The following is a 12167-nucleotide window of genomic DNA, read 5'->3' as shown; positions in this document are numbered from 1 at the left end:
AACAGCCCCTAAACGCAATCATGGGCTGCTTATTGAACACATCAACCTTTAGGAACCTTTTTGCCATATCTGGCTAACGAATTTCACTAATAGCTTACTTACACAGAACATTTTATTCATTTAAACATATTGAAAAACCTATACTAGATGCAAGCGCTTGACTTCCCCTTAGATTTCCAATTCAAGGTTACCACCCTCGCCAATGATTTTACTGTAAAAGACGCCAATGGCTTTACGGTATGTTATGTTAGGCAAAAACTCTTCAAATTTGTAGAGGAGGTAGACGTTTACAGTAGTGAATCACAGTCTGAACTACTTTACACGATCAAAGCCAACCAGTGGATAGACTTTTCTGCCGCCTATATCTTCAGAGACAATACTGGCCTTGAAATTGGGCGGGTGGCCCGAAAAGGCTGGGCTTCTCTTTGGAAAGCGCATTATGAGGTTTATGACCAAAACCAACAACAAGATTTTACTATCCGGGAAGGAAACGCCTGGGTAAAAGTTGCCGACGCGCTGTTGGGCGAGATTCCTCTCATAGGAATTCTAACCGGATACTTCTTCAACCCCAGTTACCATGTTACCCGTCCAGACGGCACCCATATTGCCACGCTGCAAAAGCAGAAGTCATTTTTTGGGAGAAAGTTTACCGTAACTCAGGAAAGTGATTTTGAAGCCGGAGAGCAGGAACGCATTGTTTTGAGTCTGATGATGATGATTCTGCTGGAAAGGCGCAGAGGCTAACCTTCTCCCATAAAAACAGAAAGCCCCGCTATGTGCGGGGCTTTCTGTTTTGGACTTGTTTTAGAAAAAACGGGCTCTAAACATTGTCTACTTTCGAACTACTGCGGAACCGTAAAACTGAGGCTCGCCTTGGCCGGATATTGCTCAAGCCCTTGGTTGGCTACCCTCGCCTGAATAGTGAAAGCACTTCCACGCGCGATGTTGGCCGGAACCTTGTAGTTGAAAAGCAACGAATCAGTACGGGTCACTTTGCTGTAGGCAGGTTTGTAGGGACTCTCCCCTATCTTGGTCTCTTGCGTGCCCATAACCATGTAAAACTGCACATCCTTAATCTGTCCCTCAGACCAAAACCGCAAATCCATGGAAAGATCGGTTCCGGGCTGTACCGCCGTGGCCGCTGGGGTTACCAATCGGAACGTGGCAATTTTAGGCACATAGCCTAAATCCTCTTTGATGATCTCCTTTAGATCATCCGTGGGGTCTTCATCACAGGAACTGAATGTGAAAGCGATTGCCAGTAAAGGCAATAGGAAAAGGTTTATTATCTTCTTCATGATGATACGTCTGAATTATTGAAACAACCAAAGGACACTGGTCTGGGTAACACCTGTAGGTAAGCAGGTATTCACGCCTGGCTCCTCATCTGCCAAGTTAGAGCGTTGCACCCAAGGGTTCCCTGGCAACTGGTTGATAACCGGCTTTTCTAATCGTGGGTAAACATTCTGGTCATACTGGTAGCGGCGCATATCAGTCCAGGTTTCAATCTGCAGGAACAGGGCAAGATACTTTTGCAGCATGATGTCCTGCAGGGTTAACGTAGCCGGAGTAAGCGCCACTGCTGGATTATTCATATAAGCAGAGATCTCAGCAACCGGGACGCCTACTTTGGTCATGCTTGCCTCAATGCCTCTGCGGTAAGCGGCATGGGATTCGGCGCGGTTGGTATTGAACAGAGCCTCAGCAATGATAAACTGCATCTCAGCATAAGTAATGAACTGAATAGGAGCCACTGCACGCGTATGCCAAGATGTAGGGGTCATGTTTACATTTACGTTTGTTTGGTCCCCTACGATTCTCCCAGGAGTTAGCCCTACATCTGTTTGGGTAGCGGAAGTACGGGTCATGTATACAGGAAGCCGCGGATCAGATACCCCCTGAAATCTTCCCCCGCGGCCACTCATCAGGTCTACTATGTAAGAACTTGGCTGCATAGGTTTGTTGGTGGCATTACCTAAGAACCCAAACCATGGATTAGGGTTCTGCTGTTCGTACACCAACTGGAGGTCTTCAGAGAAAGAACCAAAAGAGGCTGCGGCCTCTTGGGCAGCAGTAGCCAGAGCAGCAGGATCTTTCTCACTCAGGTGCAGGAAGTACCTGGCTCTGATGGCCTTGGCAGCTTTGGTCCATTTCGCAAGATCACCACCATAGATCAAATCATTCTGCACAGCCCGTAAGCTAGGCACTGTAGGCAAAGGCTTCGCCAAGTCTGCCAGAGCCTCATCTAACAGGTTAATGATATGCACCCGGTACAGGTCTTCCATCTTATCATAGCAGGGGTACAGGTTAGCTGTTCCCTGGTTAGCCTGTGAGTAAGGCGCATCACCGTAAATGTCAGCTACAGTCATCAGATTCAGGGCCAGTAATGTTTTGGCAATACCTGAGTAATTGTATGCCCCGGCCTCTTCAGCTCTATTGATGATGTCCTGTAGCGAAGGAAAAGCGTCTGTATAAAAAGGTTGCCATAACTGGTCAAAGCCATAAGGCGAAAACTGACCAATGGTCTGCCCTGCTAGATACTGCGGGTATTGTGCCCCATACTGAGCGGAACCATACTGTGTAGTGGAAGTAAACCGCTCTGCGGAAGGCAGTAAAGTAGACAGCGTGGCGGCGTCTCCTCCTACCCTAGATGGGTCATTGTTTACATCTAATAGATCTCCACAGCTCCCCATAAAAAGAGCTGAGAAGGTGATAGCGGTACTATATAATATCTTTTTCATGAGATTAAAAAGTAACATTCAGACCAAAATAAACACTTCTAGTAGCTGGTATATTGGTACCTACATAACCAAAAACGTTGCTACCTGGTCCATAGGCACTCTGCTCTGGGTCAAACCCTACAAAAGGCGAAGTCATCCAGAGGTTATTACCTGTAACAGAAGCCGTCACGTTAGAGAAAGGGGTTTTAGCTAACCATGTTTTAGGTAAAGAATAGCTAATGTTCACGTTCTGCAGGCGCAGGACACTAGCTTCCTGAAAGCCGTTAAACTCCTTTGCTAATCTATATCTGAACGATTGGCTGTAAAAGTTCTGAACATCAAGCACTACTGGTGTAGTATTCTCAACCCATACCGGAGACTCTACAGTACCTGTATTGACTACCCCATCAAAAACAACCAAGCGGTTCCGAAGTTCAGTTTCTGCTCCGGTAGGCGCTTCCCCTCCTGCAGAACCATAGCGCATACGGCGGTTAATATCAAAAGCGTAACCTCCCTTGCGGAAGTTAAACAAGAAGCTGAAAGAGAAATTCTTGTAGTTAAAGCTGTTGTTCCAGCCTCCTTCAAAATCTGGAAAAGCGTTACCAATGTAAGAATCTTCTGCCAATGCGGCACCTCTCCAATTGTTGTTCACGTCTGGGTAACCGTTCACAATAACCAGACGACCATTAGCCGTATTCCCTGGATCTTCCACTCTACTTAGTGCCCAACCGTACCAGTCACCGGGGCGTCCGCCGGTTTGAATACGCTGTTTTACCCACGGAGACTCCGGTTGGAAAGTGATCACATCTACTCCCTCTGGCATACTCAACACCTCACCACGCAGACGAGTGAAGTTAAAGATACTGTTCCAGCTAAAATCATTTGTTTTAACCAAAGAGGCATCCAATACCAGCTCAAGTACCCGGTTCTGGATTTCTCCGGCATTGGTTACATAGGTGGTAAAACCGGTTGCTCTACTAGTTGGAATGGGTACAATTTGATCTACTGAATTCTGGATAGCGTAGTTAGCATCCACTTTCAGTCTATTCCCCAAGAAAGCTAACTCTACCCCAAATTCATACCCTTTGGTACGCTCAGGACGCAGGCTCTCAGAGCCAATAGTTTCACTTCTTCTAATACCAGCCACACCCAGGAATGGAGCTTGTGTACTATAGTAATTCCCTAATAAATAAGGTGCGGCATCTTTCCCTACCTCTGCATAAGAAGCACGGACTTTTCCATAGTTAAAGAAGCGGTTCTGAGAAAGGCCCAATGTCTCACTGAAGATATATGCCAAGCTAACGGATGGATAGAAGAAGGATCTGTTCTTCACTGGCAACGTAGAGGACCAGTCATTCCGGCCTGTTACGTTTAAAAACACTGTCTCTTTGTAGTTCAGTTTAGCGTCTCCAAAGGCACCAATGATGTTGCGCTCCGTAGGGAACGACCGGACTGTGTATTGCCCCAAGTTATTCACACTGTTGAAATCAGGTAAAATGAAGTTGGTGCCAGACCCTGTTACATCTGTGCTGTTGATCATAGTTACTTGGTTACCCAAAGAAACTGTAAGACCGAAATTCTCATTAAGCTGCCGCTCTCCAGTAATCAACAAGTTGCTGTTGATCTCTTGGTAAGTAAGCGTCTGCTCAGAGATACTCCCCCGGCTGGTTGCAGCTATCAAAACGGTAGGGCGGGTAACAATACGGCGCTGGTTGCTGTAGTAATCTATACCTGCTCTATAGTCTACAGAAAGCCAATCCGAGAGTTTGTAGTTGAGCCCCATATTCCCGATGATGCGGTTTAAGGATTCATCTTGATAAGCGTTTTCAGCAAAGAATAAGGGGTTATCTAGCTGCGTAGCATAGCGTATCTGAGTTCCATCTGGGTTTAGATAATTCAGCATGTTTACATCTGGGGCATAACGCGAAGCGTAAGATATAACTCCAGAACCACCTGTCCCACTGCGCGGATTTGTCCCATTTGAGTTGATGAAATTAGCAGATCCATCTATTTTTAACCGTTCAGACGTTTTAAGAGAACCCACGATTTTAACGGTGGTACGGTCAAATTCAGAATTAGGCACGACCCCAGTTTGGTCTAAACGACCAACTGAGCCATAGAATGTTGCCTGCTCAGTTCCTCCAGAAAAGGAGAAATTGTTCTGGAACTGGTGCCCAGTGTTGAACACCTGATCCCATTGATCATATACGGGCTCCCCAGCCGGAATAGGTGGGCCATCAGCGCGGTATTCGGTGGGAATGTAAACGCCGTTTGAACCCCTGCCATATCTATCTTGCATGGGTGGCGTACGATACACCTCATCAATACTTGCCGAAGTACGGAAGTTAAACGTTGTCTTACCCGCCTGCCCAGATTTGGTGGTGATGATCACCGCACCGTTGGAAGCTCTTAAGCCATAGAGTGCCGAAGCGGCCGGGCCTTTCAGTACTGAGATAGAGGCAATGTCATCTGGGTTGATGTCTGCGAAACGGTTGGTGTTTGAGAAGGTATCGCCACCGCGTCCGCCGGTTAAGTTTGTTTCGTTACTGATTGGAATTCCATCTACCACAAAGAGCGGCTGGTTGTTGGCACTAGGGTTAAGCGAGTTGATACCACGTATTACAATGGTGGCACCAGCTCCGGGAGCACCACCGGCACTTTGGATGCTAACACCCGCAACTCTGCCACGGAGTGCGTTCAATGCATTGGGTTGGTTGGTCTCCTGAATCAGTTTACTGTCTACCTGCTGTACGGCATAGCTCAAGGACTTTCGCTCCTGCTCCACCCCGAAGGCTGTAACCACTACTTCCTCTAGTGCGCGGGCATCTTCATTTAGCCCTACGTTGATATTCTGTTGATTGCCTACCGTCACTTCTCTGGTTATGTACCCTATAAAAGAGAAAACCAGTACCGAGTTAGGCCCGGCTACAGAAATAGTAAAATCACCATCTACTCCTGTAGATACCCCATTAGTAGGGTTACCCTTTTCCAGCACGGTCACTCCCGCGAGTCCTTCCTTGGAATTTCCGGAAGTAACCCGCCCTGTGATCCTGCTTTGAGCATAGGAGTGAAAGCCCCCTATGAGCATGCACAAAACGAATAAATATTTCATCATAGTTTTTGTATGTGTTAATCTTCGGCAAAAGTAATTACAAATAATATAACCAAAGCAGCTACGAAGAAGAGTATTTCAGCATTATCTTAATTTTCTTGTTGCATTTTTTTATTTATTAAATTTATTCCTCCTTTTGCAAATTCATCTGGTTCTGTAAATACCTAATTAATAAACAGGCTAAAACAAGAGCGGCCCGCTGTACCAGCGGGCCGCTCTTGTTTTAGCCTGTTTTAGGAAAAACGGGCTCTAAACGCAAAACTTAGTATACGAACTCGTTTGCTTTGATCATCTCGGCGGCGATGCGTCTGCGAGCTTCTTTGGTGTTGAATGGCTCCAGTTTGGTGAAGCGTTTCAGACCAATGAGCAACAGTTTCTGCTCGTCACCAGGCTCAGACATAGCCGCAATGGCTTCTTTTCCGGCTTTATTGATGCGGTCAGCGGCGTCGTTGATGACTACGCGGGCCATGTCTAATTGACGGGCGTGGGCTTCTTCTCCGTTGCGGGTTACCAGTTTCTCCACGCGCAGCAAGGTAGACTCGGCAATGTAGGTTTGGATAGCCATATCTGCGATGTACATCAAGACTTCCTGCTCTTTGTCAAGGGTCATCATGAATTTCTGCACGGCGGTACCAGCGGTGAGCAACACGGCTTTCTTGAATTTCTCAACGGCCTTCTTCTCGTAGGCAAATAGGCTGGTATCTTCATCCCCAAAATCTGGAATGGCCATCAGTTCCTGCTGCACAGCGGCGGCAGGGCCCATCAGATCCAGCTCACCTTTCATGGCTTTCTTCAGGACCATGTCCACAATGAGCATGCGGTTGATCTCATTGGTACCTTCAAAGATGCGGTTGATACGAGCATCGCGGTACGCGCGGTCCATGGGATAATCTGCCGAGAAGCCGTAGCCCCCGTAGATTTGCACGCCTTCGTCTACCACGTAGTCCAACACCTCAGAACCATCTACTTTCAGGATGGCGGCCTCTACGGCAAATTCGCGGGCGGCTTCCAACACCGCTTCATTATAGCTCTTGCCAGCGGCCAACAACTCCTGCTCTTTCAGGTGGATGTCATTGCCGGCACGGTACAGCGCAGATTCCACCGCGAAGATCCGGATAGCTTGCTCCGCCAATTTATGACGGATGGCGCCAAACTTGGAGATCGGGATCTTGAACTGGATGCGCTCGTTGGCATATTTCACTGACAGGTCTGCCACAGATTTACATGCACCCAAACAGGCGGCCGCTAATTTGATACGGCCAATGTTCAGGATGTTGAACGCGATCAAGTGACCTTTGCCAATCTGGCCCAGCACGTTCTCTTTGGGCACTTTGCAGTCGGTGAGGAACACCTGGCGGGTGGAAGAACCTTTGATTCCCATCTTGTGCTCTTCGTTGCCCAGACTCAGGCCTTCATAGCCTTTCTCCACAATGAAACCCGTGAATTTGTCGCCGTCTACCTGCGCGAACACAATAAACACATCGGCAAAGCCCGCGTTGGTGATCCACATCTTCTGACCGTTCAGGATGTAGTTTTCACCGGCTTCGTCCAGAACCGCTTTGGTTTTGGCCGCCAACGCATCAGACCCAGAACCGGGTTCAGTCAAACAATAAGACGCTGACCATTCGCCGGAGGCTAGTTTAGGGATGTACTTGGCCTTCTGCTCCTCCGTACCAAAGTACAGGATAGGCAGTGTTCCAATACCCGTGTGGGCCGCAAACGCCACCGGGAACGAGTGCCCAGATCCCACCGATTCGGTCACGAGCAAAGACGAGTTGAAGTCCATGCTCAGCCCGCCGTATTCCTCCGGAATAGCCACCCCGAACAAACCTAAGTCACCGGCTTTCTTCATGAGGCTTTCCATAAGGCCCTCCTCATGGTTATCCAGCCGCTCTACCACCGGGTACACTTCTGTTTGTACAAATTGCTGGGCCGTCTCGGCCATCATGCGTTGCTCCTCAGAAAAATCTTCTGGGGTGAAGACATCTGCGGCGTTCGTTTCTTTGATGATAAACTCACCGCCTTTTAGTGTTCTAGATGCTGATTCTGTATTTGCCATTGTATTACTACTTTATCCGTTTAGACATAAGATACAGGACATAAGACTCAAGACTTTATTTTGAATCATTGAGTAATTTGTCTTTAAACCTATTGATCATGCGTTGTACCATGCTTACTTGCTGGAGCAACGGTTGTAAATCTGTTTCGCTTACAAACCCAAAACTTTGGGCCAAAAGCAATTGTGTTTCTACTTCATAGGCTGAGCCTCTTGCTATATTCAGGAACTGAATAAACTCTTTGTTGCTGCCTCTTCCTGCTCCTTCTGAGATGTTAGACGGAACAGAAACAGCAGAACGGTTAATTTGTGATGTAAGACTATATCTTTCATTAGCCGGAAACGTGGCCGACAGTTCATACACCTGCTTGGCCAATTTCATTGCTTCTTGCCAAATCTTAAGTTCTTTAAAATTGTGCATGAAGAGTCTTGCGTCTTATGTCCTACATCTTGTGTCTGGCGCAAAAACGCCTAGCGTAACAGCTCATAAATACCGGCCACACCCTGGCCACCGCCTACGCAGGCCGTTACCATGCCGTATTTCTTGTTCTGGCGGCGCAGGTCACTGAAGAGCTGCACGCTCAGTTTAGCACCCGTACAGCCTAGCGGATGCCCCAAGGCAATGGCACCGCCGTTCGGGTTCAATTTGTCTGGGTCAATGCCCAATTCCCGCATCACAGCCACCGACTGAGACGCGAATGCTTCGTTCATCTCAATGATGTCAATGTCCTGCAGGTTCATGCCCGCATTCTTAAGGGCGCGCGGAATGGCTTTTACTGGGCCCATGCCCATAATGCGCGGGTCAACCCCCTCGGCGGCGTAAGACACCAGGCGGGCGATAGGCTCAATGTTGAGTTCTTTCACCATGCGCTCACTCATCACCAGCACAAAGGCGGCCCCGTCTGATGTCTGTGAGGAATTACCGGCGGTTACGCTGCCGGTGGCAGAGAATACCGGACGAAGCTTGGCCAATTTCTCCATGGAAGTATCGGCGCGCGGACCTTCATCGGTGTCTACCACGTAAGAGCGGGTTTTCTTTTTGCCGTTCTCGTCCAGGAAAGTTTCCTCTACCGTGATAGGCACAATTTGGTCTTTGAAACGGCCTTCCTGAATGGCCCTGATCGCTTTCTGGTGCGAGGCATAGGCAAAGGCGTCCTGGTCTTCGCGGCTGATCTTGAAATCATTGGCTACGGCCTCCGCAGTCAAACCCATGCTCAGGTAGTACTCTGGGTGCTCTTTGGCGATCTTGTAGTTAGGCACCGTTTTCCAACCCACCACCGGCACCAGGCTCATAGACTCGGCGCCTCCGGCGATAATACAGTCGGCCATGCCGGCCTGGATTTTGAAAGACGCCGTAGCGATGGTCTCAATCCCGGAGCCGCAGTAGCGGTTCATGATAGCGCCGGGCACGTTGATGGGCAACGACAACAGCGAAATCATGCGGCCCATCTGCAGGCCTTGCTCGGCCTCAGGCACCGCGTTCCCCACCAACAGGTCGTCTACACGCGCGGGGTCCAGTTGCGGCACCGAAGCCAGCAGGTGTTTGATCACATCGGCGGCCAAATCATCTGGCCGGGTGAACCGGAATACACCGCGGGGAGCTTTCCCCACGGCTGTTCTAAATCCGGCAACTATATAGGCAGTTTGCATTTTCTTTTCTGTTTGATGTTTCTGGGGTAATGGTTGAGGCACCTTTCTGTTTAGGGGCTATTTTTTGAAAAACAGGCCCTAAACGCACTGGCGCATCTCCCTTCAACAATTCTCTTTTTTCCTAATTCCGCAGAGGTTTACCGGTGGTCAGGATGCTCTTGATGCGCTCCAGGGTCTTGCGCTCGCCGCAGAGACTCAGGAAGGCTTCGCGCTCCAGGTCCAGCAGGTATTGCTCAGACACCTCAGACGGCATAGACAAATCACCACCGCACATCACGTAGGCCAACTTCTCAGAGATTTTGCGGTCATGGTCAGAGATGTAGCCTCCGGCCTGCATGGCGTGGGCACCCGTGATAAACATACCCAAACCGGCGCGGCCCTGCACCTTGATGTTGGTTCTAGGCGTAGGCTTGGTATAACCGGCTTCGGCCAACAAGATAGCTTCGGCTTTGGCTTCGGCAATCTGGCGGTTGGCGTTGAGCGTGATGCCATCGCCGCGACGCATAAAGCCCAAGTCAAAGGCCTCCTGGGCCGAGGTTGAGACTTTGGCCATGCCGATGGTCATGAACACGTTGCGCAGGGCATTAAATTCAGTATCGCCTTCTTCGTAGGCCGCCGAGGTTCTCAGGGTCATTTCCTTGGTACCACCGCCGCCCGGGATTAAGCCCACGCCAAACTCCACCAACCCGATGTACGATTCAGCGGCCGCCTGTACGCGGTCAGCGTGTAAGCAAAGCTCACAGCCACCACCCAAGGTTAGCCCGTGCGGCGCGGCCACCACCGGAATAGCCGAGTAGCGCATGCGCATCATGGTGTTCTGGAACTGCTTGATCATGAGGTTGAGCTCGTCATACTCCTGGTCCAAGGCGTACATGAACACGAGGCCCAGGTTGGCTCCCGCCGAGAAGTTAGCAGCCTCGTTGCCTACTACCACGCCTCTGAAGTTCTGCTCCGCCAGATCAATGCCTTTGTTCAGTCCCTGGATGATCTCGCTGCCAATGGAGTTCATCTTGGAGTGGAACTCCACGTTCAGGATCCCGTCGCCTAAGTCAATAATAGAGCAACCGGCGTTTTTCCAGACTACATTGGTCCCGCGCAGCACATCCAGCAGCACGAATTTCTCCGTACCCGGAATCTGCTTGTACTCCTGGGTCGGAATGTCATAGTATTGGCGCTGGCCATTGTGGCTGCGGTAGAAATGCTCATGCCCGGCCTCCAGCATCTGGTACACCCACTGGGCAGGCTTGTAACCGGCGGCTTCCATGGCGCTCACGGTCTCGCGCACGCCCACGGCATCCCAGGTTTCAAACGGCCCCAGCTCCCACCCGAAGCCCGCGCGCATGGCATCATCAATGCGGTAGAGCTCATCAGAAATCTCCGGAATGCGGTTGGTCACGTATTGGAACAGGCCAAAAGAAGTTTCTCTGAAGAAATCACCGGCCTTGTCTTGCACCTGGCTGAAGGCTTTGAGGCGCTTGCGCAGGTCTTCAATAGGCTTGAGCATGTCCATGCTCTGGAATTTGACCTTCTGCTTAGGCCCGTATTCCATGGTTTTCAGGTCCAGGGTGAGAATCTCGGTGGCTCCCTGGGCATTTTTGGTTTTCTTGTAGAAGCCTTGTCTGCTTTTATCGCCTAGCCAGTTTTTCTCCAGCATCTGCTGAATATAGCCAGGCAGTTGGAACAGGTCACGAGCCTCATCGTTCTCGCCGGTTTGGTACAAGCCTTGCGCTACTTTGGCCAGCGTGTCCAGACCCACCACATCAGAAGTCCTAAACGTGGCTGATTTAGGACGGCCTACCACCGGACCGGTTAAGCGGTCTACCTCGTCTACATTCAGGCCTAGTTTCTCCATCACGTGCAGCACCTGCATGATACCGTAGATACCCACGCGGTTAGCGATGAATGCAGGCGTGTCTTTGGCCAGCACGGTGGTTTTGCCCAGATACAGGTCACCGTACTGCAACAGGAATTGCGTGATTTCTGGGTCTGTGTGCGGCGTGGGAATAATCTCCAGCAATTTGAGGTAGCGCGGCGGGTTGAAGAAGTGCGTGCCGCAGAAGTGTTTCTGGAAATCCTCAGAACGTCCCTCGGCCATCAGATGGATAGGAATACCGGAGGTGTTGGAGGTGATGAGTGTGCCCGGCTTGCGGAACTGCTCTACCCGCTCAAAGATAGACTGCTTTATTTTTAGGTTCTCCACAACTACTTCAATGGTCCAGTCACAGGTGGCGATCTCCGGGAGGTTATCGTCAAAGTTACCGGTCTTGATGAGGCTGGCTTTAGTTTTCTCGTAGAGAGGCGCCGGGTTGGAGGTAATGGCGGTTTGCAGGGCGGTGTTCACAATGCGGTTGCGCACCAGCTTGTTCTCCAGCGTGAGGCCTTTGGCTTCCTCCTCGGGCAGGAGCTCACGGGGCACCATGTCCAGCAGGAGCACCTGCACGCCAATGTTTGCGAAGTGGCAGGCAATGCGCGAGCCCATAATGCCCGAACCCAGCACCGCCACTTTCTTAATGATTCTCTTCATAGTCACTCTTTTTAATATATCACCATGTGCGAAGCAAAGCGCACTATTACTTACTTTTCCGTTTAGCGGCCGTTTTTCCAGAATCAGGCCCAAAACAGCTCCCGT

General features: G+C 50.0%; 8 protein-coding genes. 1 reads left to right on the top strand and 7 read right to left on the bottom strand.

Annotated features, from left to right (window positions below; translation table 11 throughout):
- Positions 1-147: 147 nt before the first annotated feature.
- A complete protein-coding gene (locus EFA69_RS04620) occupies positions 148-744 on the top strand; it encodes an LURP-one-related/scramblase family protein (RefSeq protein ID WP_123131907.1) in 597 nt (198 codons plus the stop codon).
- A 98-nt stretch (positions 745-842) separates the two neighbouring features.
- On the opposite strand, the gene EFA69_RS04615 is transcribed toward EFA69_RS04620, so the two are convergent.
- From EFA69_RS04615 to EFA69_RS04580, 7 genes are all read right to left on the bottom strand, one after another.
- Positions 843-1298, bottom strand: coding sequence for a hypothetical protein (locus tag EFA69_RS04615; protein ID WP_148041263.1), 456 nt, complete (start codon positions 1296-1298; stop codon positions 843-845).
- 15 nt (positions 1299-1313) lie between these two features.
- The gene (locus EFA69_RS04610; protein WP_183906694.1) at positions 1314-2741 is read right to left on the bottom strand and encodes a SusD/RagB family nutrient-binding outer membrane lipoprotein; all 1428 of its coding nucleotides are present in this window, start codon (positions 2739-2741) and stop codon (positions 1314-1316) included.
- A 4-nt stretch (positions 2742-2745) separates the two neighbouring features.
- Entirely contained in the window at positions 2746-5835 is a 3090-nt protein-coding gene (locus EFA69_RS04605; RefSeq protein ID WP_123131904.1) for a SusC/RagA family TonB-linked outer membrane protein, read from the bottom strand.
- A 259-nt stretch (positions 5836-6094) separates the two neighbouring features.
- A complete protein-coding gene (locus EFA69_RS04600; RefSeq protein ID WP_123131903.1) occupies positions 6095-7891 on the bottom strand; it encodes an acyl-CoA dehydrogenase family protein in 1797 nt (598 codons plus the stop codon).
- Positions 7892-7946: 55 nt separating this feature from the next.
- On the bottom strand, positions 7947-8309 hold the full coding sequence (locus tag EFA69_RS04595; protein ID WP_123131902.1) for a four helix bundle protein: 363 nt from the start codon (positions 8307-8309) through the stop codon (positions 7947-7949).
- A gap of 50 nt (positions 8310-8359) precedes the next feature.
- On the bottom strand, positions 8360-9538 hold the full coding sequence (locus tag EFA69_RS04590; protein ID WP_123131901.1) for an acetyl-CoA C-acyltransferase: 1179 nt from the start codon (positions 9536-9538) through the stop codon (positions 8360-8362).
- Positions 9539-9659: 121 nt separating this feature from the next.
- Positions 9660-12062, bottom strand: a complete 2403-nt coding sequence (locus tag EFA69_RS04580; protein ID WP_123131900.1) for a 3-hydroxyacyl-CoA dehydrogenase/enoyl-CoA hydratase family protein — start codon at positions 12060-12062, stop codon at positions 9660-9662.
- Positions 12063-12167: the final 105 nt, after the last annotated feature.

Origin of the sequence: Rufibacter immobilis (assembly GCF_003721565.1) — a bacterium.
In the GTDB taxonomy this organism is placed as follows: Bacteria; Bacteroidota; Bacteroidia; order Cytophagales; family Hymenobacteraceae; genus Nibribacter; species Nibribacter immobilis.
The sequence above is the reverse complement of the archived record's forward strand: the minus strand, read 5'-3'. Positions and strand labels throughout refer to the sequence as shown.

Excerpts from the sequence above, each read along its gene's own strand:
- EFA69_RS04590 (WP_123131901.1), bottom strand. The coding sequence starts at position 9,538 with ATGCAAACTGCCTATATAGTTGCCGGATTTAGAACAGCCGTGGGGAAA.
- EFA69_RS04615 (WP_148041263.1), bottom strand. The coding sequence starts at position 1,298 with ATGAAGAAGATAATAAACCTTTTCCTATTGCCTTTACTGGCAATCGCT.
- EFA69_RS04610 (WP_183906694.1), bottom strand. The coding sequence starts at position 2,741 with ATGAAAAAGATATTATATAGTACCGCTATCACCTTCTCAGCTCTTTTT.
- EFA69_RS04600 (WP_123131903.1), bottom strand. The coding sequence starts at position 7,891 with ATGGCAAATACAGAATCAGCATCTAGAACACTAAAAGGCGGTGAGTTT.
- EFA69_RS04595 (WP_123131902.1), bottom strand. The coding sequence starts at position 8,309 with ATGCACAATTTTAAAGAACTTAAGATTTGGCAAGAAGCAATGAAATTG.
- EFA69_RS04605 (WP_123131904.1), bottom strand. The coding sequence starts at position 5,835 with ATGATGAAATATTTATTCGTTTTGTGCATGCTCATAGGGGGCTTTCAC.
- EFA69_RS04580 (WP_123131900.1), bottom strand. The coding sequence starts at position 12,062 with ATGAAGAGAATCATTAAGAAAGTGGCGGTGCTGGGTTCGGGCATTATG.
- EFA69_RS04620 (WP_123131907.1), top strand. The coding sequence starts at position 148 with ATGCAAGCGCTTGACTTCCCCTTAGATTTCCAATTCAAGGTTACCACC.